We start from the raw sequence: 23,351 nt of genomic DNA, 5'->3' as shown, positions 1-23,351 counted from the left end.
GTCCGGCACCGCAACCACCACACGTGACGAATCGGTGATCGGGGTCAACATGGAGCTGAACGAGAACGCGCGGATCGACACCAGCCAGGTGGACGACCGGCGGGGGTCCGGCGGAGGCGGCGGCCTGGGCGGGATCCCGATCCCGATCGGCGGGGGACGCGGCGGCATCGTCGGCATCATCGTCGCCGTGCTGGTCGCCCTGGTCGGCGGCGGCTTCGGCCTGAACGCGGCCTTCGACGGCGACGGGTCCGGGCAGGGCGACAACACCTCGCTGGAGCAGAAGTGCTCCGCCGACGACGCCCTCAAGCAGCTCGACTGCCGTAACACCCTCTACGTCAACTCGATCCAGGCGTACTGGCGCACCGCCCTGCCGGAGACCTTCGGCGAGCAGTACCAGCCGTCGAAGACCGTCTTCTTCAGCCAGGGCGTCAACACCGCCTGCGGCCAGGCCGACTCGGGCGTCGGCCCGTTCTACTGCCCGGCCGACGACCTGGTCTACATCGACCTGACCTTCTACAACCTGCTCGCCGACCAGCTCGGGGCCAAGGGCGAGTTCGCCCAGCCGTACGTGCTGGCCCACGAGTACGGCCACCACGTGCAGGACCTGCTCGGCACCGAGGCGCAGATGCGCCGCCAGCAGCAGCGCGACCCGGCCAACGCCAACGCCCTGTCGGTGAAGCTGGAACTCCAGGCCGACTGCTACGCCGGGGCCTGGGCGCGCAACGCCACCGGCACCGCCGACGAGCAGGGCCAGAAGATCTTCAAGAGCATCTCGGAGCAGGACATCCAGCAGGCCATCGACACCGCCGAGAAGATCGGCGACGACGCCATCCAGCAGCGCTCGGGACGCCCCGTCAACCCGGACGAGTTCACCCACGGCACCTCCGAGCAGCGCCGGCAGTGGTTCACCAAGGGGTACGAGACCGGCGACCCGAAGCAGTGCGACACCTTCGGCGGCGGCGCCTGACCCTCGTACCCGGCGAGCCAGCGCAGCGGAGCCCGACCCGGCCGACGGCCGTCGCCGGCCGGGTCGAGCTCCCCTCCGGGCCACCCGTTCGAAAAGTTTCCGAAAACTTCCGGAATTCGTTGACCCGTTCGAAATGCCGCTGCAATACTCCGTGCCACCACGGCATCCATCTACACCTATTGATGTCGGGCATCGTCGAACGTCACCGCCCCCGGGAGGACCTGCGCATGTTCGCCAGCATCAGCGGCCCCCGCCGCCCGTCACCACCCCGAGCAGCGCGCCACGCCCGCCGACTGGCGGTGCTCGCCACCGCCGCCGTGACGCTGGCAGCGACCGGTCTCGCGGTCGCCGCCACCCCGTCCAGCGCCGCAGCCTGCAACGGCTACGTCGGCCTCACCTTCGACGACGGGCCGACGGGCAGCACCAATGCCCTGCTGTCCGTGCTCCGGGCCAACAACGTCCGGGCGACCATGTTCAACGTCGGGCAGAACGTGCAGGGCAATCCGTCCGCCGCGCGGGCCCAGGTCGACGCCGGCATGTGGGTCGCCAACCACAGTTGGAACCACGCCCACATGACCTCGATGAACCAGAGCCAGATGCAGTCGGACCTCTCCCAGACCAACTCGGCGATCCAGTCGGCGACCGGCGTACGGCCGCAGTTGTTCCGCCCGCCCTACGGGGAGACCAACTCGACCCTCCAGTCGGTCGCCTCCTCGCTCGGCCTGCGCCAGGTGATCTGGGACGTCGACTCCCAGGACTGGAACGGTGCCAGCGTCAGCCAGATCGTCTCCAACGCCAGCCGGCTCCAGGACGGCCAGGTCATCCTGATGCACGACGGCATCCAGAACACCCGCGACGCGATCCCGCAGATCATGGCAAACCTGAACAGCCGCGGCCTCTGCCCCGGCATGATCTCCCCGAGCACCGGCCGGGCGGTGGCCCCCGACGGCACCCCGCCGCCGACCACCGCGCCGCCGACCGGCTCCCCGACCACGCCGCCGCCCGGCGGCGGATGCACCGCGACGGCGACCTTCCCCAACGTCTGGGGCGACCGGTACAACACCTCGGTGACGGTCCAGGGGGCCAGCAACTGGACGGTGGTCGTGGCGGTGACCGCGCCGCAGCGCGTCAGCACCACCTGGAACGGCACCGCCAGCTGGGACAGCACCGGCTACGTGATGACGATGCGGTCCAACGGCAGCGGCAACACGTTCGGCTTCACCACGATGATGAACGGCAACAGCAGCGCCCGGCCGCAGATCCGTTCCTGCACCACCGGTTGACCCCGGAGCTTCCCGCCCGGGCCGTTCCCGTCGGCCCGGGCGGGAAGCCGGCGCGGGGTGATTGCAGGGGCCCCTTCCTATGCAGAATGCGTTAACAAGGTGCCCTTCCTTACCCCCGGACCAGGATTCGGACGGCGCGGGCGGCGGCGATCGCGTCGACCAGCACCGCGAGGCGGGGCTCGGGGACGTCGAGGAGGCGGTCGGCGCGCAACTCGGCGAGCGGGGCGAGCCGCCGGTCGGCCAGCACACCGTCCACCGCCCGGCGGTCGCCACCGCAGACCACGGCGGCGAGGTGGGCCGCCTCCGGCAGGAGCAGCCGGACGGCCAGCTCGGCCGCGTCGCCGAGGGCCGCCTTCGCCTGGTTGTCCCGCCGCCGGGCGAACCGCTGCTGGGACCACCCGCCGGCGGCGGTGCGGCCCTGCACGTAGCGGGTGTCCACCTTCGACACGACCAGCTTCTCCCCCTCGGCGACACCGACGGCCACCGCGCCCTTGCGGGCGAGCAGCAGGCCGATCCGGCGCGGCGCACGGGCGGCGGCCACGAACCCGGGCACGTCGGCCCCGGGCGGCGCGCCCGGCGGGGTGTGCAGGGCGGCGGTGGCCCCGTCCGGGGCGGTGAGCAGCAGGCCGTACTCCTGGGCCGTCGCGGTGGGTGGGCCGTGCCGGTCGGCGAAGCCGTCCACCCAGCGGTCGACGCGGGCCGGTGCCACCTCGACCCAGCGTCCGCCGCCGGCCGCCGGTCTGCTGCTCATGGCCCCGAACCTACGGCACCGGCAGCCGACCGTCCGCCCCACCCGCCCCGGCCCTTGGACAATCACCGTTCCGCTCGAACGTCAACTTGTCCAAGGTCCGGAGCAGCAGTCAGGTGGTCAGGTGGTCGCCAGGACGGCGACGGCCAGCGCGGCGATGATCGCGCTGGACACCAGGCCGGTCACCCGGCGACCGCGCGGGCCCGTGAGGGCCCGGCCGACCACGCTGCCACCGCCGGCGACCAGCAGCTGCCAGCTCGCCGAGGCGAGGAAGGCGCCGGCCACGAAGGCGACCGCCGCGGCCGGGCCGACCCCGTGGCCGTCGTTGCGGGCGAGCACGAGCGCGGCGAAGTAGACCACGGTCGCCGGGTTGAGCATCGTCAGCGCCAGCAACCCGGCGAAGGCGCGGCCCGGGCTCTCCAGGCCGCGCCGCCGACCCGCCGCACCCACCGGGCGGGGATGCAGCGCCTGCCATGCGCCCCGCACCGCGATGGCGAGCAGCACGGCCGCCGCCACCAGCCGCAGCGGCCCGGCGACCGGGGCGACGAGGCCGGCGACCGCCGCCCCGCCGAGGGTGGCCACGGCCGCGTAGACGCCGTCGGCGGTGGCCACCCCGAGGGCGGCGGCGGCACCGACCCGGAACGAGGTCCGCGCGCTCAGTCCCATGATCAGCACGGCGATCGCGCCCACGGGCACGGCGACGCCGTAGCCGGCCGCGAGACCGGCCAGGAACGCCCCGGTCACGACGGTCGGCGCAGGACCGGGGCGACCGGCGGCACCGCCCGCTGTCGACCGCCGGCCACGGCCGTGGGGACAGGGGCAGGCATCATCCGGTACGTCTCGATCATCCGCCCATGGTGCGTCGCGCCCACCCGCCTGACCAGCGGTTTATCGCGGGCCGAGACCGTGCCCGATCATGGGTCGAGTGGCCCTCGGGCGCAGTCGGCGGCCGCTCGACCCCCGATCGGGAGTCCCCGGTCCGGAACGGGTCGAGCGCGGCACCCGGGCGGGTGCCGCGCTCGACGGGAAGCAACGACGCAGGCGAGCGTCGGACCTCGACGGGGATCAGACGTTGAAGCCGAGGGAGCGGAGCTGGTCGCGCCCCTCGTCGGTGATCTTGTCAGGGCCCCACGGCGGCAGCCAGACCCAGTTGATCCGGATGTCGTTCACCAGTCCCCCGCCGGGGCCGGTGGTCAGCGCCTGCCGGGCCTGGTCCTCGATCACGTCGGTCAGCGGGCAGGCCGCCGAGGTCAGCGTCATGTCGAGGGTGGCGACGTTCTCGTCGTCGACGTGCACGCCGTATACCAGGCCGAGGTCGACCACGTTGATGCCCAGCTCGGGGTCGACGACGTCCTTCATCGCCTCCTCGACGTCGGCGACGGCGGCCTTCCCGCCCGCGCCGCTGCCGGCGTCGGCGACGCCGGCCGCACCAGCGTCACCACCGCTGCCGGCGGCCGACGGGGCCGTGCCCTCGGTGGCCGGGGTCGCGGCGTCGGTCGCCACGGCGCCGTCCTGCGGCGCGCCGGCGGTCTGGTCAGAACTCATGCCTTCACCTCCGGGCTCGCGCCCACCCCGGCGCGCGCCGCCGCGTCCTTGAACGCCATCCACGGCAGCAGCGCGCACTTGACCCGGGCGGGGTAGCGCGCGACACCCGCGAACGCCACCCCGTCACCGAGCACGTCCTCGTCCGGCGTGACCTGGCCACGGCCGGACATCAACTCGACGAACGCCTCGTGCACGGCGAACGCCTCCCCCGCCTCCCGGCCGCGCAGCAGCTCGTGCAGCACGCTCGCCGACGCCTGGCTGATCGAGCAGCCCATGCCGTCGTACGAGACGTCGTGCAGCACGACGCCGTCGGTGGCGACCCGGACGGTCACCTCGTCGCCGCAGGTCGGGTTGACGTGGTGCGCCTCGGCGACCCGGTCCGTCGGGTCGTCGGCGTCGCGCAGGCCACGGCCGTGGGGGCGCTTGTAGTGGTCCAGGATGATCTCCTGGTAGAGCTGGTCGAGCTGCATCAGTCGAACACCTTCCGCACCTGCTCCAGGCCGCCCACCAGGGCGTCGATCTCGCCGGTGGTGGTGTAGAGGTAGAACGAGGCCCGCGTCATGGCCGGCACGCCGAACCGGCTGCACACCGGCTTCGCGCAGTGGTGCCCGACCCGCACCTGCACGCCGAGCGAGTCGAGGACCTGCCCGACGTCGTGCGGGTGGATGTCGCCGAGCGCGAACGAGATCGTCCCGCCCCGGCCCACCGGCACGGTCGGCCCGAAGATCCGCAGGCCGGGCACGGTGGCGAGGGCGTCCAGCGCGTACGCCGTCAGCTCCTTCTCGTGCCACTGGATCGCCCGCATGTCCAGGCCGGTGAGGTAGTCCACCGCCGCGCCGAGCGCCACCGCCTCGGCGATCGGCGGGGTGCCCGCCTCGAACCGGGCCGGCGGCGCGGCGAACGTCGACCGGGCCATGGTGACCGTCTCGATCATCGAGCCGCCGCCCATGACCGGGGGCATCGCCGCGAGCAGCTCGCCGCGGCCCCACAGCACCCCGATGCCGGTCGGGCCGCACATCTTGTGCCCGGTGAAGACGACGAAGTCGGCGTCGAGGTCGACCACGTCGATGGGCAGGTGCGGCACGGACTGCGAGCAGTCCAGCAGCAGCAGCGCGCCCACCTCGCGGACCCGGGCGGTGATCCGGGCGGTGGCGTTGACGGTGCCGAGGATGTTGGACATGTGCACCAGCGAGACGATCTTCGTCCGCTCGGTGACCAGGTCGTCCAGCCCGGACTCGTCGAGCCGCCCGGCGTCGGTGACCGGGAACCAGCGCAGGGTCGCGCCGGTGCGCTCCGCGAGGAGCTGCCACGGGACGATGTTGGAGTGGTGCTCCATCTCGGAGATCACGATCTCGTCGCCGGGGCCCAGCCGGAACCGGGGGTCGGCGTCCGCGCGCAGCGACGCGTTGGAGAACGCGTACGCCACGAGGTTGATCGCCTCGGTCGAGTTCTTGGTGAACACCACCTCGTCCACGCTGGGCGCGTTGACGAACCGGGCGATCTTGGCCCGGGCCCCCTCGTACGCCTCCGTCGCCTCGGTGCCCAGGGTGTGCACCGAGCGCGACACGTTGGCGTTGTGCCGCGCGTAGTGCTCGGCGAGGACGTCGAGCACCTGCCGCGGCTTGTGCGAGGTGTTCGCGCTGTCGAGGTAGACCAGCGGGTGCCCGTTGACCTCCCGGTCGAGGATCGGGAAGTCCGCGCGCACCGCCGCCACGTCGAAGCGCGGCACGTCGTCGAACTGCGGCATGCCGGCCGGGATGGTCAGAGAGGACATCGTCGGTCAGGCCCGCGCCGCGCCGGCCCCGGCGACGTACCGCTCGTAGCCCTCGTCCTCGAGCTTGTCGGCCAGCTCCGGGCCGCCCTGCTCGACGATCCGCCCGGCGACGAAGACGTGCACGAAGTCGGGCTTGATGTAGCGCAGGATGCGGGTGTAGTGGGTGATCAGCAGCAGGCCGGTGTCCCCGGTGTCGCGGACCCGGTTGACCCCCTCGCTGACCACGCGCAGCGCGTCGACGTCGAGGCCCGAGTCGGTCTCGTCGAGGATCGCCACCTTCGGCTTGAGCAGCTCCAGCTGCACGATCTCGTGCCGTTTCTTCTCGCCGCCGGAGAAGCCCTCGTTGACGTTGCGCTGGGCGAAGGCCGGGTCCATCTGGAGGCGCTGCATCGCGCCGCGCAGCTCGCCGCCCCAGGTGCGCAGCTTCGGCGCCTCGCCGTCGATCGCGGTCTTGGCGGTGCGCAGGAAGTTGGCCACCGACACGCCGGGCACCTCGACCGGGTACTGCATGGCCAGGAAGAGGCCGGCGCGGGCCCGCTCGTCGACGGACATGGCCAGCACGTCGACGCCGTCGAGGGTCACCGAGCCGCCGGTGATCTCGTACTTCGGGTGGCCGGCGATCGAGTAGGCCAGGGTGGACTTGCCGGAGCCGTTGGGGCCCATGATCGCGTGGGTCTCCCCCGACCGCACGGTCAGGTCGACGCCGGACAGGATCGGCTTGAGCTCACCCTCGGGCAGCTTGACCGACACCTTCAGGTCGCGGATCTCCAGGGTGCTCATTATCGGGTCACTCCATTGCTCGGCGTCGGGCGGCCGTCGGCGCCCACGGGAAGGTAGATGTCGCCGTCGCGGACCTCGACGGCATAGACCGGAACGGGTTCGGTGGCGGGCAGCCCGGTGGGCTCGCCGGTGCGCAGGTCGAAGCGGGAGCCGTGCAGCCAGCACTCCAGCGTGCAGCCCTCGACCTCGCCCTCCGACAGGGCCACGGCCGCGTGCGAGCACTCGTCGTACGCGGCGTAGAACTCCCCGTCCTCGCCGTGCACCAGCGCGATCGGGGTGCCGTCGACGTCGGCGCTGACCACGGTGCCCTTCGGCACGTCGTCGGCCGCGCAGATCCTGATCATCAGACGCCGCCCTTGGCCAGCCGGGCCTCGATGGCGTCGCCGAGCCGGTCGCGCAGCTCCTCGACCGGGATCTTGTTGATCAGCTCGGCGAAGAAGCCGCGGACCACGAGGCGGCGGGCCTCGGTCTCCGGGATGCCGCGCGCCATCAGGTAGAACAGCTGCTCGTCGTCGAAGCGGCCGGTCGCGCTCGCGTGCCCGGCGCCGGCGATCTCGCCGGTCTCGATCTCCAGGTTGGGCACCGAGTCGGCCCGCGCGCCGTCGCTGAGCAGCAGGTTCCGGTTGATCTCGTACGTCTCGGTGCCGGTCGCCTCGGCGCGGATCAGCACGTCGCCCACCCAGACGGTGTGCGCGTCGGCGCCCTGCAACGCGCCCCGGTAGCCGACGTAGCTGCGGCAGTCGGGCACGTTGTGGTCGACGAGCTGGCGGTGCTCCAGGTGCTGGCCGCCGTCGGCGAAGTAGAGCCCGTACAGCTCGGCCTCGCCGCCCCGGCCCGTGTACTCCACCGAGGTGTACTGCCGGACCAGGTCGCCGCCGAGGGTGACCTGGACGTGCACGACCCTGGCGTCCCGGCCCAGCCGGACCTTCAGGTGCTGCGCCTGCACGGCGTCGGCGGCCCAGTCGGCCACCGTGACCAGGGTCAGCTTCGCGCCGTCGGCCACCGACACCTCGACGTTGTCGGCCAGGGTGGCCGAGCCGGCGTGCTCCAGCACCAGGGTCACCTCGGCGAACCGGCCCACCTCGACGAAGGTGTGGCCGAACGCGAGCCCCTCGGCGGAGTCGCCGACCACCCGCAGGCACACCGGCTCGGCGACGACCGCCTCGCGGGCCACCTCGACCAGCAGCGCCTGACCGGCCCCGCCGTACGCCAGGGCGCTGACCCGGTCGACCGGGGTGAGCACGCTGCCCACCCGGGGGTCGTCGGAGCCGGCCCGGGACACGGTGACGCCGGCCGGCAGGTCGCCGTGCTCGTGCCGGACGGCGCCGGTGGCGGCCTGCGCGTCGCCGCCGACCAGGCCGCGCAGGCGCTTGAGCGGGGTGAAGCGCCACTCCTCCTCCAGGCCCGTCAGGGCCGGGAAGTCGGCGACGTCGTACGAGCGGAGCGCCTGCGACTTGGTGCTGGGCGGCGCGGAAGCCTGGGTAGTCATCTCTTCCTTGGTCTGTTCTAAGGCGACGGTGTCTGGCTGGGCGGCGGCGTCAGCCGACCGCGCCCTCCATCTGGAGCTCGATCAGGCGGTTGAGCTCCAGGGCATACTCCATCGGGAGTTCCTTGGCGATCGGCTCGATGAAGCCGCGGACGATCATCGCCATCGCCTCGTCCTCGCTCAGGCCCCGGCTCATCAGGTAGAAGAGCTGGTCGTCGCTGATCTTGGAGACGGTCGCCTCGTGCCCCATCGACACGTCGTCCTCGCGGATGTCGACGTACGGGTAGGTGTCGGAGCGGGAGATGGTGTCGACCAGCAGCGCGTCGCACTTGACCGTGCTGCGGCTGCTGTGCGAGCCCTCCAGCACCTGCACCAGGCCCCGGTAGGACGTGCGGCCGCCGCCCCGGGCGATCGACTTCGACACGATGGTGCTGCTGGTGTGCGGCGCGGCGTGCACCATCTTGGCACCCGCGTCCTGGTGCTGGCCCTCACCGGCCATGGCCACCGAGAGCACCTCGCCCTTGGCGTGCTCGCCGGTCATGTAGACCGCCGGGTACTTCATGGTGACCTTGGAGCCGATGTTGCCGTCGACCCACTCCATCGTCGCGCCCTCGTGGCACACGGCGCGCTTGGTGACGAGGTTGTAGACGTTGTTCGACCAGTTCTGGATGGTCGTGTAGCGGCACCGGGCGTTCTTCTTGACGATGATCTCCACGACCGCGCTGTGCAGCGAGTCGGACGAGTAGAGCGGCGCGGTGCAGCCCTCGACGTAGTGCACGTACGCGCCCTCGTCGACGATGATCAGGGTCCGCTCGAACTGGCCCATGTTCTCGGTGTTGATCCGGAAGTACGCCTGCAGCGGGATCTCCACGTGCACGCCCTTCGGCACGTAGATGAACGAGCCGCCGGACCACACGGACGTGTTCAGCGCGGCGAACTTGTTGTCGCCGACCGGGATCACCGTGCCGAAGTATTCCTTGAAGACGTCCTCGTGCTCCTTGAGGGCGGTGTCGGTGTCCAGGAAGAGGACGCCCTGCTCCTCCAGGTCCTCGCGGATCTTGTGGTAGACGACCTCGGACTCGTACTGCGCCGCGACGCCGGCGACCAGCCGCTGCTTCTCCGCCTCGGGGATGCCCAGCCGGTCGTAGGTGTTCTTGATGTCCTCGGGCAGGTCCTCCCAGCTGGTGGCCTGCTTCTCGGTGGAGCGGACGAAGTACTTGATGTTGTCGAAGTCGATCCCGGTGAGGTCGGCCCCCCACGCCGGCATCGGCTTGCGGCCGAACAGCCGCAGGCCCTTCAGGCGCAGGTCGAGCATCCAGGCGGGCTCGTTCTTCTTCGCCGAGATGTCCCGCACCACCGCCTCGTTGAGGCCGCGCTGGGCGGCGGCCCCGGCGACGTCGGGGTCGGCCCAGCCGTACTCGTAGCGACCGAGGGCGGCGAGCTGCTCCTCCTGGGTCAGGGGCTGGACGATCTGCTCGGTCATCTATCTGTCCTCACAGTGGTGACGGTGTTACGGGACTGGGCCGGGATGTGCGTGGTGCACACCCCGTCGCCGTGCGCGATGGTGGCCAGGCGCTGCACGTGGGTGCCGACCAGACGGGAGATCACCGCCGTCTCGGCCTCGCACAGCTGGGGGAACTCGGCGGCCACGTGCGCCACCGGGCAGTGGTGCTGGCAGAGCTGGCCACCGGAGGCGATCGTGGACGCGTTGGCAGCGTAGCCCTCGGCGGTCAGTGCCCCGGCGAGCGCCTCGGCCCGCGCCAGGGGATCGTCGCCGGCGTCCTCCATGGCCGCGCGGCAGCGGTCCTCCAGGGCGGCGACCTGGTCGGCGGCGAACGCCTCCACCGCCGCCGAGCCGCCGTTGCGGGAGATCCAGCGCAGCGCGGCGGTGGCGATGTTGTCGTAGTGGTGGGTGCCGCAGCGGCCCCGGGCCGCGTCGGTCAGCACGAAGACCTTCGCCGGGCGGCCCCGCCCCCGGCTGCCCCGGACGGTCTGCTCGCGGGCGACCACGTCGCCGTCGGCGAGCATCGCGTCGAGGTGCCGGCGGATCGCCGCCGGGCTCAGGCCCAGCGCCGAGCCGAGCTGCCCGGCGGTGGTCGCCCCACGCTCCAGCAGCAGCTGGGTGACCCGGTCCCGGGTCGACAGGTCGGCCGCGGCGGAACCGGCCGCGGGCGCGGGCGGAGCGGACTCCGGGCGGGCGGACGCTGACGCACCGGCGACCGGACCGGCCGCCGGCTGCTGCCCGGAGAGCGCCGCCGCGTTTTTCACAACGCCCACGTTACGTAATTCGCCGGGGGGCCGCAAACCCGGGTGCCGGTGATCCGAACCACCGCAGCGCCGGAGTCACCCGATCGGGTTCCACTACGGTGCGTAGGATTCGCTCCGTGAAGCGATCCGTCCGGTTCCCGGTCTCCGCCACCCTGCTGCGCCGCCTCGCGCTCGCCTCGATCATCGCGAACGTGGCCATCGTGGTCACCGGCGGGGCGGTCCGGCTGACCGCCTCCGGCCTCGGCTGCCCCACCTGGCCCCGGTGCACCGACGCGTCGTACACGACGACCCAGGAGATGGGCGTGCACGGGGTGATCGAGTTCGGCAACCGGCTGCTCACCTTCGCCGTGGGCCTCATCGCCCTCGCCGTGGTGGTGGGGGTGCTGCTGCACGGCGCACGGCGGCGGGAGCTGCTGCCGCTCGCGGTGGCGGTGCTGTTCGGCATCCCCTTGCAGGCCGTGATCGGCGGGATCACCGTGCTGACCAACCTCAACCCGTGGGTGGTGGGGCTGCACTTCCTCGCCTCGATGGTGGTGATCGCGGCCGCGTACGCGCTCTGGCGGCGCGTCGGCGAGCCGGACGGCCCCGTGGCGCCCACCGTGCCGGGGCCGCTGCGGGCGCTGGCGCTGGTCACCACCGTCGTCAGCGCCGCGGTGCTGGTGATCGGCACCTGGGTCACCGGCAGCGGCCCGCACGCGGGCGACCACGGCGCGGCCCGCAACGGCATCGACCCGGAGGCGATCTCCCAGGCGCACGCCGACGGGGTGTTCCTGCTGGTCGGGCTGTCGGTGGCGCTGGTCTTCGCGTTCCGCGCGGTCGGCGCGCGCCGGGCGGAACGGGCCGCCGTCGTGCTGGTCGCCGTGGAGCTGGGGCAGGGCGTGATCGGCTTCGTGCAGTACTTCACCCACCTGCCCGCCGTGCTGGTCGGCGCGCACATGCTCGGCTCGTGCCTGGTCCTGCTGGCCACCCTCGCCGTGCAGTGGTCGACCCGGGAGCGCCGGCCGGTCCAGCCGGCGTGGGAGACCGCGACGCCGCCGGCCGAGGCCCCCGTCCCGGTCGGCGCCTGACGCCCCCGCCCCGGCCGCCCTAGCGGGGACGGGGCAGGCGGGTGAGGTGGGTGACGACGGCGTCGGCGAGGCGCTCGGGGGCCCCGTCGGCGTACCCGAGGAACAGCGACGGCTCGGTCAGCTCCAGCTCGACCAGGACGGGCGCGCCGTCCGGGCCCGGGATCAGGTCCACCCGGGCGTAGAGCAGCCGCCGCGTGCCGCCGGGGACCGCCGCGAGCACCCGCTCGGCGACGGCGAGCTGCGCGGGGGTGGCCGTGCGGGGGGTGATCTCCTCGGCCTTGTAGAGCCCGTCGGGGCCGAGATCGGGGCCGGTGAGCATCGGGCCCTTGCGGATCGCGTGGCTGAAGGCGAGCCCGTCCGGGCCGGCCAGGAACAGCAGGGCCGTCTCCCCGGCGGTGTCCACCGCAGCGAGGTACGGCTGGACCATGGCGACCCGGCCGGCGTCCGACAGGCGGCGCAGGTGGGCCAGGGCCAGCTCGCGGTGCTCCGGGTCGGCGAGGTCGTAGCGGCCGGTGTCCTGGCTGCCGGCGCTGACCGCCGGCTTGATCACGTGTTCGCCGCCGCTGGCGGGCGGCGTCCAGGGCTGCCCCGGCGCCACCCAGCCGGTCGGCACCGTGGGCACGCGGGCGGCCGACAGCTCGTCGAGGTAGCGCTTGTCGGTGTTCCAGCGCACCACGTCGGCCGGGTTGACCAGCCGGGGGACGGTGTCGGCCCAGGCCACGAACTCGTCGCGGCGCAGCGCGTAGTCCCACGGCGACCGGAGCACGACCAGGTCGTACGCGGCCCAGTCGACCGCCGGGTCGTCCCAGGCGGCGACGGTGGCCGCGATCCCCCGCCCGGCGAGCGGGGCCAGCAGCAGCCGGTCGTCGGGCTCCAGGTCGGGCAGGTCGGCGCAGGTGACGATAGCGACCCGGGGTTCCCCCCGGGTCGGCTGGTGGTGGTCGGTCAAGTTGTCGGTCAACGGGCCATCGTGCGCCGGGCCATCGACCGCCAGAGGTCGTTGCTCGGGCGCATCTGGTCCATCAGCTCGCGCTCCCAGGCGTTCTCGACGGTGACTCCCGCCTTGGCGCACGCCTCCCGCGCGACGACGGTGTCGTCCGCGAACTGGTCGCCCCAGGCCCCGTCGGACCCGACGAGGACGATGCGCGCGCCGCGCTTGCCGACGTACTCGATGACCGCCTTCGCCCCGCCGTGCCCGGCGGCGAACGACTTGATGCCCGCGACCAGGCCGTCAGGGGTCTGGTCGGCGACGGTCTGCTGAGCCGTCAGCGTCGTATCGGAACCATCTGCCATGACGCGAAGCCTAAGCAGAGTCGCATCCGGACGTGCGAGAACCATGAACTATTTGTGATGCCAATTACCCCTGCGGTTAAGGAGAACCACAGGTGATTTGCCCGGTTATATGAGGACTCAGGGCACCAAAGCGGCCGGGCGAAGTTACACGATCGTCACAACTCGCGCGCGCCCGACGCAAGTCGGGAATGTCGCCCAGGATCGATGGATCAGACCAGCGCGTCGACGGCGACGGCCGCGAACAGGATGGTCAGGTAGACGTACGACCAGTGGAACAGCCGCATCGGGCGGACCGCGCCGCCGGAGGCCACCTGGCGGCACAGCCGGTGCGCCTCGTACACGAAGACCCCGCCCGACAGCAGCGCGGTCACGCCGTAGATCGCGCTCATCCCGAGCGGCCAGACGGCCAGCGAGGAGAGCAGCGTCAGCCAGGCGAAGCCGATGATCTCGGCGTTGACCCGGCGGGCCGAGGCCACCACCGGCAGCATCGGGATGCCGGCGCGGGCGTAGTCGGCCTTGTATTTCATCGCGAGCGGGTAGAAGTGCGGCATCTGCCAGAAGAAGACCACCGCGAACAGCGCCCACGCCGCCGGGGCCAGCGAGCCGGTCACCGCGGCCCAGCCGATCAGCACCGGCGCGGCCCCGCACGCGCCGCCCCAGAAGGTGTTCTGCGGCGTGGTCCGCTTCAACCACAGCGTGTAGACCAGGTCGTAGTAGGCGATCGCGGCCAGGGTGAGCCCCGCGGCCAGCAGGTTGGTGAACACCGCCATCAGCGTCACCGAGACCACCGCGAGCACCAGGCCGAAGACCAGCGCGTTGCGCGGGGACACCGTGTGTGTCGGCAGCGGACGCCGCTTGGTGCGCCGCATGAGCTGGTCGATGTCCCGGTCGATGTAGCAGTTGAGCACGCTGGCCGCACCGGCGGCGAGCGAGCCGCCCACCAGGACCACCGCCATCAGCCACAGCGACGGCAGCCCGCCCTCGGCGAGCATCATCGCCGGAACGGTGGTCACCAGCAGCAGCTCGACGATCCGCGGCTTGGTCAGCGAGACGTACGCCGAGACCACCGCCCGGACGTCCCGCCGGGGCGCCACCGGGGTGCCGGTCACCGTGCGCACCGGCGGTTGCCCGGCAGAGTTGCTGACGGGGCGCTCGGTGATCATGCTCACGGATGCCACCTTCCGGCGTCGGCAGGGGGAGTCGGGTCGGTCGGACCCGTCGGGGCCCACACACCGTCCCCACACACTACGCGTCGTCGTTTTCGCTGCCCGCGCGACCCGACCACGGTGCGGACCGTCACACCCCCGGTTGAACGGCGGAAACGCCCAACCGCGTAAAGAAGAGCATGCACAGATCCCGGGGCGGGGGTTTACCCCCGCTCGATAGGGTCATCCGAGAGGGTTCCGCCCAACTGCCGAGGAGTACGACACATCGTGGCTGCCAACCGACCTGAGCAACCCGCACTCAACTGGTCCGACCTCGACCGCCGGGCCGTGGACCTCGTCCGCGTGCTGGCCATGGACGCCGTGGAGAAGTCCGGCAACGGTCACCCGGGCACCGCGATGAGCCTCGCGCCCGCGGCCTACCTGCTGTTCAACCGCGTGATGCGGCACAACCCGGCCGACCCGAACTGGCCGGGCCGGGACCGGTTCGTGCTCTCCGCCGGCCACTCCAGCCTCACCCTCTACATCCAGCTCTTCCTCGCCGGCTACCCGCTGGCCCTGGACGACCTCAAGTCGCTGCGGCAGTGGGGCTCGCTCACCCCGGGCCACCCCGAGCACGGGCACACCCCGGGCGTGGAGACCACCACCGGCCCGCTCGGCCAGGGCCTGGGCAACGCGGTCGGCATGGCCATGGCCGCCCGCCGCGAGCGCGGCCTGTTCGACCCGGAGACCGAGCCGGGCGCGTCGGTCTTCGACCACGACGTGTGGTGCATCGCCTCCGACGGCGACATCGAGGAGGGCATCACCCACGAGGCCAGCGCCCTCGCGGGGCACCAGCAGCTGGGCAACCTCTGCGTGATCTACGACGACAACGAGATCTCGATCGAGGACGACACCCGCATCGCCAAGAGCGAGGACGTCGCGGCCCGCTACGAGGCGTACGGCTGGCACGTGCAGACCGTCGACTGGCGGGCCGGCGACGCCGACCAGGGCGACTACCACGAGGACGTCGAGGCGCTGCACCGGGCGCTGCTGGCGGCGAAGGCCGAGACCGGCCGGCCCTCCTTCATCGCGCTGCGCACCATCATCGGCTGGCCCGCGCCGAACAAGAAGAACACCGGCAAGATCCACGGCTCGGCGCTCGGCGCGAGCGAGGTGGCCGCCACCAAGGAGCTGCTCGGCTTCGACCCGGCGCAGAGCTTCCAGGTCGACGAGGACGTCCTCGGGCACGCCCGCCGGGTCCTGGAGCGCGGCGCGGCGGCGCAGCAGGAGTGGGAGCGGACGTACGAGGGCTGGGCCAAGGCCAACCCGGAGCGCAAGGCGCTGTGGGACCGGATGTCGCAGCGGGTACTGCCGGAGGGCTGGACCGAGGCGCTGCCGACGTTCCCCGCCGACGCCAAGGGCGTGGCCACCCGGGCCGCGTCCGGCAAGGTGCTGGAGGCCCTCGCCCCGGTGCTGCCGGAGCTGTGGGGCGGCTCGGCCGACCTGGCCGAGAGCAACAACACCACCATGAAGGGCGAGCCGTCGTTCGTCCCGGCGGTGCACGCCACCAAGGACTTCCCGGGCCACGAGTACGGCCGCACGCTGCACTTCGGCATCCGCGAGCACGCGATGGGCGCGATCCTCAACGGCATCGCCCTGCACGGCGGCACCCGCCCGTACGGCGGCACGTTCCTGGTGTTCAGCGACTACATGCGCCCGTCGGTGCGGCTCGCCGCGCTGATGAAGCTGCCGGTGGTCTACGTCTGGACGCACGACTCGATCGGCCTCGGCGAGGACGGCCCGACCCACCAGCCGGTGGAGCACCTGACCGCGCTGCGCGCCATCCCCGGCCTGGACGTGGTCCGCCCGGCCGACGCCAACGAGACCGCATGGGCGTGGCGGCAGGCCCTGGAGCACACCGACCGGCCGACCGCGCTGGCGCTGAGCCGGCAGGCCCTGCCGACGCTGGACCGGTCGACCCTGGCCGGCGCCGAGGGTGTCGCCAAGGGCGGCTACGTGCTGGCCGAGGCGTCGGGCGGCAAGCCGCAGGTGATCATCATCGGCACCGGCTCCGAGGTGCAGCTCTGCCTCACCGCCCGGGAGCGGCTGGAGGCCGACGGCACCCCCACCCGGGTGGTGTCGATGCCGTGCCAGGAGTGGTTCTACGAGCAGGACGAGGCGTACCGGGAGTCGGTCCTGCCGCGCGGGGTAAAGGCCCGGGTGAGCGTGGAGGCGGGCATCGCGATGTCCTGGCGCGGCATCGTCGGCGACTCCGGCGAGAGCGTCAGCATCGAGCACTACGGCGCGAGCGCCCCGCACACCGTGCTCTTCGAGCAGTTCGGCTTCACCCCCGACCGGATCGTGGCCGCCGCGCACGCGGCGCTCACCCGGGTGGGCGACATCACCGGCTTCACGACCGGCAACTGAAGAAGCGAGGACGGGCATGACGGACAGGCTCAGCGAACTCACCGCCGCCGGGGTGGCGGTCTGGCTCGACGATCTCTCCCGGGTGCGGCTGAGCTCCGGCGGGCTGGACCAGCTCCGCCGGGAGCAGCACGTGGCCGGGGTCACCACCAACCCGACGATCTTCGCGAAGGCGCTCGCCGACGCCGACACCTACGACGGGCAGCTGCGCGACCTCGCCACCCGTGGGGTGGAGGTGGAGGAGGCGGTGCGCATGCTCACCACGTACGACGTGCGGTGGGCGTGCGACGTGATGCGCCCGTCGTACGACGGCAGCCAGGGCGTCGACGGCCGGGTCTCCATCGAGGTGGACCCGAGGCTGGCGCACGAGACGGAGAAGACGGTCGCCGAGGCCAAGGCCCTGTGGTGGCTGGTCGACCGGCCCAACCTCTTCATCAAGATCCCGGCCACCGAGGCGGGCCTGCCGGCGATCACCGCGACCCTGGCCGAGGGGATCAGCGTCAACGTCACGCTGATCTTCGGCCTGGACCGCTACTCGCAGGTCATGGAGGCGTTCCTCGCCGGCCTGGAGCAGGCGAAGGCCAACGGCCACGACCTGTCGAAGATCGGCTCGGTGGCGTCGTTCTTCGTCTCCCGCGTCGACAGCGAGGTCGACAAGCGATTGGAGAAGCTCGGCTCCGACGAGGCCAAGGCGCTGCGCGGCAAGGCCGCCGTGGCCAACGCCCAGCTCGCCTACGAGCGCTACAGCGAGGTGTTCTCCTCGGACCGGTGGCGGGCCCTCGCCGACGCCGGGGCGCACCCGCAGCGCCCGCTGTGGGCGTCCACCTCGACGAAGAACCCGGACTACCGGGACGTCATCTACGTCGAGGAGCTGATCGCCCCCGGCACGGTCAACACGATGCCGGAGTCGGTGATCCACGCGTACGCCGACCACGGCGAGACGCGCGGGGACACCGTCACCGGCGCGTACGACGCGGCCCGCCAGGTCTTCACCGACCTGGAGTCGGTCGGCGTCGACATGTCCGACGTGATCGCCGTCCTGGAGCGCGAGGGCGTGGAGAAGTTCGAGGCGAGCTGGCAGGAGCTGCTCGACGGGGTGCGCAAGTCGCTCGCCGCGGCGGGCCAGGGCACCGGGCGGCCCGGCCAGGCCGCCCAGGGCAACGCGGACAAGGCACAGAAGGTGGGGGGCAACGCGTGACCGACGGTCGTGGCGACGCCCCGGGGCACCGCCCCGGGGCGTCCCGCGCCGTCGACCCGTCCCCTCCGGGTCGCCCCGGCGGCCCTGCACCGGCGTGCCCGTGGTGGGCCGGGGTGGCGACGTGAGCGACGCGCTGACCGGCCCGGCGGACGCGTCCGCCGGGCTGGTCGTGCACGGCGCGGACCCGGTCGACCGGTCCGCGCCCGCGTCCGTCCGGCAGGCCCTCGTCGCCGGGGGCGTGCCGGCGCGGCTGGCGGCGCAGGACCCCGCGCTGTGGGGGCCGGCGGCCGAGGCGACGGCGCGGACCCGGCTCGGCTGGCTGGACACCCACCGGCGCAGCGTCGAGCTGCTGCCCCAGCTCGCCGAGCTGACCGCCGAGCTGGGCGACCTCGACCACGTGGTGGTCGCCGGGATGGGCGGCTCCTCGCTGGCCGCCGAGGTGGTCACCCGGGCCCTGGGCCGGCCGCTGACCGTGCTCGACACCACCGACGCGGGCCAGGTCCGCCGGGCGCTGACCGACCGCCTCGACCGCACGGTGGTGGTGCTGGCCGGCAAGTCCGGCCGCACCGTGGAGACCGACAGCCACTGGCGGGTCTACCGGCAGGCGTTCCTGGATTCCGGGCTGACCGCGGCGGAGGCCGGCCGGCACTTCGTGGTGGTCACCGACCCCGGTTCCCCGCTGGAGGCGGTGGCCGCCGAGCTGGGCGCGGTCACCGTGCCCGCGGACCCTCGGGTGGGCGGCCGGTACGCGGCGCTGACCGCGTTCGGTCTGGTGCCGGCGGCGCTGGCCGGCGTGGCCGTCGACGAGCTGCTGGAGCAGGCCGAGGCGCTCGCCGCCTCGCTGGGCCGCGACGCCGACAACCCCGGGCTGGCGCTCGGCGCCGCCCTCGGCGCGGCGGCCACCGGCGGGCGGGACAAGGTGGCCCTCGTGCCCGACGGCACGGGGCTCGACGGGCTCGGCGACTGGATCGAGCAGCTCCTCGCCGAGTCGACCGGCAAGGCGGGGCTCGGCCTCCTGCCGGTGGTGCTGGAGTCCCCCACCGCCCCCGGCGGCGCGGGGCCCGACGTGCTCACCGTCAGCTACGGCGGGTCGCTGGCCCCCGGCGCGGTGCCCGGCGCGGGCCGCGCGCCCGACGTGGCGGTCAACGGCCCGCTGGGTGCCCAGTTCCTGACCTGGGAGTACGCCACGGCGATCGCCGGGGTGACGCTCGGGGTGAACCCGTTCGACCAGCCGGCCGCCGCCGAGGGCGGGGAGCGGGCCGAGCGGTTCCTCGCCTCGGCCGCGCCGGCCCGGCCGCCGTCGTCGACCGAGGGCGCGATCGAGGTGTACGGCCCGGCCGACCTGGCCGGCGCGCTGCGCCAGCTCGTCGACGGGATCGACTCCAGCGGATATCTGGCGGTCCTGGCGTACCTGGACCGGATCGGCGACGCTGACGTCGCCGGGCTGCGCGCGTTGCTCGCCGGGCTGACCGCCCGGCCGGTGACGTTCGGTTGGGGGCCGCGCTACCTGCACGCCACCGGCCAGTATCACAAGGGTGGTCCACAGGTAGGGAGTTTCCTTCAGTTGACCGGTACGGTCGGGGATGATCTGCCGGTGCCCGGAAAACCGTACTCCCTCGGGAGGCTCCAGGAAGCCCAGGCCGCCGGCGATCGGCGGGCCCTGGCCCGCCGGGGCCGCCCGGTGCTGCGGCTGCACCTGACCGACCGGTCGGCGGGGGCGGCCCAGCTGCTCGACGCGGCCCGGCAACTGTGAGCGTGACGATGGACGATGTGGAATCAGCGGAGCTAGGAGGCACCGTGCGTGCGAGGAGTGGGCCGGTCTTGCGAGCCCCGCAGTCGCGGACCGAGGTGACCCTGGTGGGTCCGGAGGTGATCCGGTGAACCCGCTGCGCGACCCACAGGACCGGCGGCTGCCGCGGATCCCGGAGCCCTGCGCTCTGGTGATCTTCGGCGTGACCGGTGACCTGGCGCGGAAGAAGCTGCTGCCGGCGGTCTACGACCTGGCGAACCGGGGGCTGCTGCCGCCCGGCTTCGTGGTGCTGGGCTTCGCCCGGCGCGACTGGTGCGACGGCGACTTCGAGTCGCTGGCCCACGACGCGGCGAAGGAACACGCCCGGACACCGTGGCGGGAGGAGGTCTGGGGCCGGCTGGCCGGCAACATCAAGTTCGTCGGCGGCTCGTTCGACGACGACGCCGCCTTCGACAAGCTCGCCCAGACCCTGAACAACCTGCGCGACAGCCACGGCATCCACGGCAACGCGGCGTTCTACTTCTCGATCCCCCCGGCGGCGTTCCCCGTGGTGCTCAAGCAGCTCGCCCGCACCGGGATGGCCGACAACGAGAAGTGCGGCGGGTGGCGTCGGGTGGTGGTGGAGAAGCCGTTCGGGCACGACCTGCCGTCGGCCAAGGAGCTCAACGACCTCGTCGACGACGTCTTCACCCGGCAGGACGTCTTCCGGATCGACCACTACCTGGGCAAGGAGACCGTCCAGAACATCCTGGCCCTGCGGTTCGCCAACAGCCTGTTCGAGCCGCTGTGGAACTCCAAGTACGTCGACTCGGTGCAGATCACGATGGCCGAGGACGTCGGCATCGGCAGCCGGGCCGGCTTCTACGACTCGGTCGGCACGGCCCGCGACGTGCTCCAGAACCACCTGCTCCAGCTTCTCGCGCTGGTGGCGATGGAGGAGCCGACCAGCTTCGACGCCGACGAGATCCGCGCCGAGAAGCTGAAGGTGCTCAAGGCGATCACCCTGCCGAAGGACGTCTCACGGGGCACCGTGCGCGGCCAGTACCTGCCCGGCTGGGTGGGCGGCCAGCGGGCCGTCGGCTACCTCGACGAGGACGGCGTGCCGGCCGACTCGACCACCGAGACGTACGTGGCCGTGGAGCTGGGCATCCAGAACCGACGCTGGGCCGGGGTGCCGTTCTACATCCGGGCCGGCAAGCGGCTGCCCCGGCGGGTCACCGAGGTCGCCATCATGTTCAAGAAGGCCCCGCACCTGCCGTTCAACCCGGCCGACATGGAGTCCCTCGGCCCCAACCAGCTCGTCATCCGGGTGCAGCCCGACGAGGGCGTGGTGCTCAAGTTCGGCTCCAAGGTGCCGGGCACCACGATGGAGGTCCGCGACATCGCGATGGACTTCCAGTACGGCGAGGCGTTCACCGAGTCCAGCCCCGAGGCGTACGAGCGGCTGGTGCTGGACGTGCTGATCGGCGACCGTACCCTCTTCCCGGACGCCGCCGAGGTCGAGCAGAGCTGGGCGGTGGTGGACCCGCTGGAGCACGCCTGGGAGGGCACGAAGCCGGAGCCGTACCGGTCCGGTGAGTGGGGTCCGCGCGCCGCAGACGAGATGCTGGCCCGCGAGGGCCGGGCTTGGCGCAGAGCGTGAACGAGCACAGCGACCAGACCAGGAGGCTCCGTTGATCGGGCTGTGGGACACCACCGGCAACGAGGTGGTCAAGGCGCTCGCCGCCGAGCGGCGCAGCGCGGGCGGGGTGGCCAGCGGTATGGCGCTCACCCTGATCGTGGTGGTCGACGAGAAGCGGGTCCGCGAGGCGGAGGCGGCGGCGACCATCGCCGCCGCCGCCCACCCGTGCCGGCTGCTCGTGGTGGTGCGCTCCGACGTCGAGCGGGACCGCAACCGCCTCGACGCGGAGATCGTCGTCGGCGGGCGGCTCGGCCCGTGCGAGGCCGTGGTCACCCGGATGTACGGCCGGCTGGCGCTGCACGCCGAGTCGGTGGTGATGCCGCTGCTGGTGCCGGACGTGCCCGTGGTGACGTGGTGGCACGGCGAGCCGCCGGCCGAGATCGCGACGGACTTTCTGGGCGTCGTCGCCGACCGGCGGATCACCGACTCGGCGCAGGCCGACGACCCGATCGCGGCGCTGCGCCAGCGGGCCCGCGACTACGCGCCGGGCGACACGGACCTGGCGTGGACCCGGATCACCCCGTGGCGCACGCTGGTCGCCGGGGCGTTCGACACCACCGAGGAGCGGGTGACCGAGGCCCGGGTGGTGGCCCCGCCGACCGACCCGACGGCGGCGCTGATGTGCGGCTGGCTGAACAGCCGGCTCGGCATCGCCCCGCGCTGGGAGCCCGCGCCGGAGGCGCCCAGGATGCGCGAGGTGCAGCTCAGGTGCGCCAACGGCGACGAGCTGAGCCTCACCCGGGACGACAGCGTGGCGACCTTCCGGCGCACCGGGCAGGACGACCGGCAGCTGCCGCTGACCCGCCGGCCGCTCGGCGACGAGCTGGCCGAGGAGCTGCGCCGGCTGGACGCCGACCAGGTCTACGCCGAGGCGCTGGGGGCGATGGCCGGCCTCCGGGGGTTGCAGCAGCGACCCGCCCAGCGGGTGCACGTCTGGAAGGACCCGGCGACGGCGAAGCGGGCCGAGGCGGGCGTCACCGCCCACGCCGGCACGAGCACCAACGAGTGACGGGGTGGCCCGGGTCGACCACGGCGGTCGGCCCGGGCCACGCCGTCGCCGACACGACGGAGGGCCGTGCGGCCCGAGGGCACGACGGACCGCGAGGGCGGTCGGGAGGCGAAGGCACATAGATGAGTGAGGCGAGTGTCGCCGTGCACGCCGATGCCGACCTGCTGGCGCAGGCGGTGGCGGCCCGGCTGGTGGTGAGGCTGCTCGACGCGCAGGCGGACCGGGGCCAGGCGTCGATGGTGCTGACCGGCGGGCGGATCGCCGCGGCCGTCTACCGCGCGGTGGCCGCGCTGCCGGCCCGGGACGCGGTCGACTGGTCCCGCGTCGACGTCTGGTGGGGCGACGAGCGGTTCCTGCCCGCCGGCGACCCGGAGCGCAACGAGACGCAGGCCCGCGCGGCGTTGCTGGACGCGCTGCCGCTGGACCCGGCCCGGGTGCACCCGATGCCCGCCTCGGACGGCCCGACCGGCGACGACCCGGAGGCCGGGGCCGCCGGGTACGCCGCCGAGCTGGCCCGCGCGGCCCGCCCGGGGCACGCCGCGCTCCCCCACTTCGACGTGCTGATGCTCGGGGTGGGCGAGGACGGGCACGTCGCCTCGGTCTTCCCCGAGCACCCGGTGCACCACGACACGCGGCCGGTGAGCGCCGTGCGGGGCAGCCCCAAGCCGCCGCCGGTGCGCACCACGCTGACCCTGCCGACGATCAACACGGCCGAGGAGGTCTGGCTGGTCGCCAGCGGCGCGGACAAGGCCCGCGCGGTGGGCATGGCGCTGGCCGGGGCCGGCCCGGTGCAGCTCCCGGCGGCCGGGGTGCAGGGCGTCAGCCGCACCCTGTGGCTGCTGGACCGGGCGGCGGTGGCCGAGGTGCCGCCGCGCCTGCGCAGCCTCCGCTGAGGCGGTAAGGAAGGGCCCCCTGTTAACGCTTTCCGAGGTA

The 23,351-nt window shown here is 73.0% G+C and carries 22 protein-coding genes; 9 read left to right on the top strand and 13 right to left on the bottom strand.

Features of this window, described 5'->3' with window-relative positions; translation table 11 throughout:
* Nucleotides 1-49: 49 nt before the first annotated feature.
* Both ypfJ and GA0070558_RS11915 read left to right on the top strand, forming a co-directional pair.
* Nucleotides 50-967, top strand: coding sequence for a KPN_02809 family neutral zinc metallopeptidase (gene ypfJ / locus GA0070558_RS11920; protein ID WP_091278874.1), 918 nt, complete (start codon nt 50-52; stop codon nt 965-967).
* A 227-nt stretch (nt 968-1,194) separates the two neighbouring features.
* A complete protein-coding gene (locus GA0070558_RS11915) occupies nt 1,195-2,250 on the top strand; it encodes a polysaccharide deacetylase family protein (protein ID WP_091278512.1) in 1,056 nt (351 codons plus the stop codon).
* Between the two features lie 109 nt (nt 2,251-2,359).
* Here GA0070558_RS11915 and GA0070558_RS11910 read toward each other — a convergent pair whose 3' ends face one another.
* The 10 genes from GA0070558_RS11910 to GA0070558_RS11865 form a co-directional block, all read right to left on the bottom strand.
* Nucleotides 2,360-3,001 (bottom strand): acVLRF1 family peptidyl-tRNA hydrolase, encoded by a 642-nt coding sequence (locus GA0070558_RS11910; protein ID WP_077939175.1) that lies wholly within the window; start codon nt 2,999-3,001, stop codon nt 2,360-2,362.
* Nucleotides 3,002-3,118: 117 nt separating this feature from the next.
* Nucleotides 3,119-3,742 (bottom strand): LysE family transporter, encoded by a 624-nt coding sequence (locus GA0070558_RS11905; RefSeq protein WP_091278507.1) that lies wholly within the window; start codon nt 3,740-3,742, stop codon nt 3,119-3,121.
* A gap of 321 nt (nt 3,743-4,063) precedes the next feature.
* Nucleotides 4,064-4,543, bottom strand: coding sequence for a metal-sulfur cluster assembly factor (locus GA0070558_RS11900; RefSeq protein WP_228986978.1), 480 nt, complete (start codon nt 4,541-4,543; stop codon nt 4,064-4,066).
* The gene (gene sufU, locus GA0070558_RS11895) at nt 4,540-5,013 is read right to left on the bottom strand and encodes a Fe-S cluster assembly sulfur transfer protein SufU (RefSeq protein ID WP_043967542.1); all 474 of its coding nucleotides are present in this window, start codon (nt 5,011-5,013) and stop codon (nt 4,540-4,542) included. The genes GA0070558_RS11900 and sufU overlap by 4 nt, the downstream gene beginning before the upstream one ends.
* Entirely contained in the window at nt 5,013-6,317 is a 1,305-nt protein-coding gene (locus tag GA0070558_RS11890; protein WP_077939172.1) for a cysteine desulfurase, read from the bottom strand. Before GA0070558_RS11890 ends, sufU begins: the two co-directional genes overlap by 1 nt.
* A 6-nt stretch (nt 6,318-6,323) precedes the next feature.
* A complete protein-coding gene (gene sufC / locus GA0070558_RS11885; RefSeq protein WP_074474328.1) occupies nt 6,324-7,097 on the bottom strand; it encodes a Fe-S cluster assembly ATPase SufC in 774 nt (257 codons plus the stop codon).
* Nucleotides 7,097-7,441: a non-heme iron oxygenase ferredoxin subunit gene (locus GA0070558_RS11880; protein WP_077939171.1), complete on the bottom strand. Its 345-nt coding sequence runs from the start codon at nt 7,439-7,441 to the stop codon at nt 7,097-7,099. The genes sufC and GA0070558_RS11880 overlap by 1 nt, the downstream gene beginning before the upstream one ends.
* Complete coding sequence (gene sufD, locus GA0070558_RS11875; protein WP_091278504.1) at nt 7,441-8,586, bottom strand: Fe-S cluster assembly protein SufD; 1,146 nt, start codon at nt 8,584-8,586, stop codon at nt 7,441-7,443. The genes GA0070558_RS11880 and sufD overlap by 1 nt, the downstream gene beginning before the upstream one ends.
* Nucleotides 8,587-8,635: 49 nt before the next feature.
* Nucleotides 8,636-10,066 (bottom strand): Fe-S cluster assembly protein SufB, encoded by a 1,431-nt coding sequence (gene sufB, locus GA0070558_RS11870; RefSeq protein ID WP_077939169.1) that lies wholly within the window; start codon nt 10,064-10,066, stop codon nt 8,636-8,638.
* Nucleotides 10,063-10,851, bottom strand: coding sequence for a helix-turn-helix transcriptional regulator (locus GA0070558_RS11865; RefSeq protein WP_091278501.1), 789 nt, complete (start codon nt 10,849-10,851; stop codon nt 10,063-10,065). Before GA0070558_RS11865 ends, sufB begins: the two co-directional genes overlap by 4 nt.
* Nucleotides 10,852-10,949: 98 nt before the next feature.
* Here GA0070558_RS11865 and GA0070558_RS11860 point away from each other — a divergent pair, with 98 nt between their 5' ends.
* The gene (locus GA0070558_RS11860) at nt 10,950-11,918 is read left to right on the top strand and encodes a COX15/CtaA family protein (protein ID WP_176734190.1); all 969 of its coding nucleotides are present in this window, start codon (nt 10,950-10,952) and stop codon (nt 11,916-11,918) included.
* A 19-nt stretch (nt 11,919-11,937) separates the two neighbouring features.
* On the opposite strand, the gene GA0070558_RS11855 is transcribed toward GA0070558_RS11860, so the two are convergent.
* From GA0070558_RS11855 to GA0070558_RS11845, 3 genes are all read right to left on the bottom strand, one after another.
* Nucleotides 11,938-12,867, bottom strand: a complete 930-nt coding sequence (locus GA0070558_RS11855; protein WP_091278871.1) for an ATP-grasp domain-containing protein — start codon at nt 12,865-12,867, stop codon at nt 11,938-11,940.
* An 8-nt stretch (nt 12,868-12,875) separates the two neighbouring features.
* Nucleotides 12,876-13,211, bottom strand: coding sequence for a hypothetical protein (locus GA0070558_RS11850; RefSeq protein ID WP_043967526.1), 336 nt, complete (start codon nt 13,209-13,211; stop codon nt 12,876-12,878).
* Nucleotides 13,212-13,420: 209 nt separating this feature from the next.
* The gene (locus GA0070558_RS11845; protein ID WP_091278495.1) at nt 13,421-14,380 is read right to left on the bottom strand and encodes a heme o synthase; all 960 of its coding nucleotides are present in this window, start codon (nt 14,378-14,380) and stop codon (nt 13,421-13,423) included.
* Between the two features lie 264 nt (nt 14,381-14,644).
* On the opposite strand from GA0070558_RS11845, the gene tkt reads away from it, so the two are divergent.
* The 6 genes from tkt (at nt 14,645) to pgl (ending at nt 23,311) form a co-directional block, all read left to right on the top strand.
* Nucleotides 14,645-16,783, top strand: coding sequence for a transketolase (tkt, locus tag GA0070558_RS11840; RefSeq protein WP_091278492.1), 2,139 nt, complete (start codon nt 14,645-14,647; stop codon nt 16,781-16,783).
* A gap of 16 nt (nt 16,784-16,799) precedes the next feature.
* Complete coding sequence (gene tal, locus GA0070558_RS11835; RefSeq protein WP_091278489.1) at nt 16,800-17,978, top strand: transaldolase; 1,179 nt, start codon at nt 16,800-16,802, stop codon at nt 17,976-17,978.
* A gap of 121 nt (nt 17,979-18,099) precedes the next feature.
* Entirely contained in the window at nt 18,100-19,731 is a 1,632-nt protein-coding gene (locus GA0070558_RS11830) for a phosphoglucose isomerase-related protein (RefSeq protein ID WP_091278868.1), read from the top strand.
* A gap of 124 nt (nt 19,732-19,855) precedes the next feature.
* Nucleotides 19,856-21,370: a glucose-6-phosphate dehydrogenase gene (gene zwf, locus GA0070558_RS11825; RefSeq protein ID WP_077939163.1), complete on the top strand. Its 1,515-nt coding sequence runs from the start codon at nt 19,856-19,858 to the stop codon at nt 21,368-21,370.
* Nucleotides 21,371-21,401: 31 nt separating this feature from the next.
* Nucleotides 21,402-22,418: a glucose-6-phosphate dehydrogenase assembly protein OpcA gene (locus GA0070558_RS11820; protein ID WP_091278487.1), complete on the top strand. Its 1,017-nt coding sequence runs from the start codon at nt 21,402-21,404 to the stop codon at nt 22,416-22,418.
* Between the two features lie 122 nt (nt 22,419-22,540).
* Nucleotides 22,541-23,311: a 6-phosphogluconolactonase gene (gene pgl, locus GA0070558_RS11815; protein WP_091278484.1), complete on the top strand. Its 771-nt coding sequence runs from the start codon at nt 22,541-22,543 to the stop codon at nt 23,309-23,311.
* Nucleotides 23,312-23,351: the final 40 nt, after the last annotated feature.

Origin of the sequence: Micromonospora haikouensis (assembly GCF_900091595.1) — a bacterium.
Taxonomy (GTDB): domain Bacteria; phylum Actinomycetota; class Actinomycetes; order Mycobacteriales; family Micromonosporaceae; genus Micromonospora; species Micromonospora haikouensis.
The sequence above is the reverse complement of the archived record's forward strand: the minus strand, read 5'-3'. Positions and strand labels throughout refer to the sequence as shown.

Coding starts and splice junctions, on each gene's coding strand:
- GA0070558_RS11910 (WP_077939175.1), bottom strand. CDS start 3,001: ATGAGCAGCAGACCGGCGGCCGGCGGCGGACGCTGGGTCGAGGTGGCA.
- GA0070558_RS11890 (WP_077939172.1), bottom strand. CDS start 6,317: ATGTCCTCTCTGACCATCCCGGCCGGCATGCCGCAGTTCGACGACGTG.
- sufU (WP_043967542.1), bottom strand. CDS start 5,013: ATGCAGCTCGACCAGCTCTACCAGGAGATCATCCTGGACCACTACAAG.
- ypfJ (WP_091278874.1), top strand. CDS start 50: ATGGAGCTGAACGAGAACGCGCGGATCGACACCAGCCAGGTGGACGAC.
- GA0070558_RS11880 (WP_077939171.1), bottom strand. CDS start 7,441: ATGATCAGGATCTGCGCGGCCGACGACGTGCCGAAGGGCACCGTGGTC.
- GA0070558_RS11900 (WP_228986978.1), bottom strand. CDS start 4,543: ATGAGTTCTGACCAGACCGCCGGCGCGCCGCAGGACGGCGCCGTGGCG.
- tal (WP_091278489.1), top strand. CDS start 16,800: ATGACGGACAGGCTCAGCGAACTCACCGCCGCCGGGGTGGCGGTCTGG.
- sufB (WP_077939169.1), bottom strand. CDS start 10,066: ATGACCGAGCAGATCGTCCAGCCCCTGACCCAGGAGGAGCAGCTCGCC.
- sufC (WP_074474328.1), bottom strand. CDS start 7,097: ATGAGCACCCTGGAGATCCGCGACCTGAAGGTGTCGGTCAAGCTGCCC.
- GA0070558_RS11915 (WP_091278512.1), top strand. CDS start 1,195: ATGTTCGCCAGCATCAGCGGCCCCCGCCGCCCGTCACCACCCCGAGCA.
- GA0070558_RS11850 (WP_043967526.1), bottom strand. CDS start 13,211: ATGGCAGATGGTTCCGATACGACGCTGACGGCTCAGCAGACCGTCGCC.
- pgl (WP_091278484.1), top strand. CDS start 22,541: ATGAGTGAGGCGAGTGTCGCCGTGCACGCCGATGCCGACCTGCTGGCG.
- sufD (WP_091278504.1), bottom strand. CDS start 8,586: ATGACTACCCAGGCTTCCGCGCCGCCCAGCACCAAGTCGCAGGCGCTC.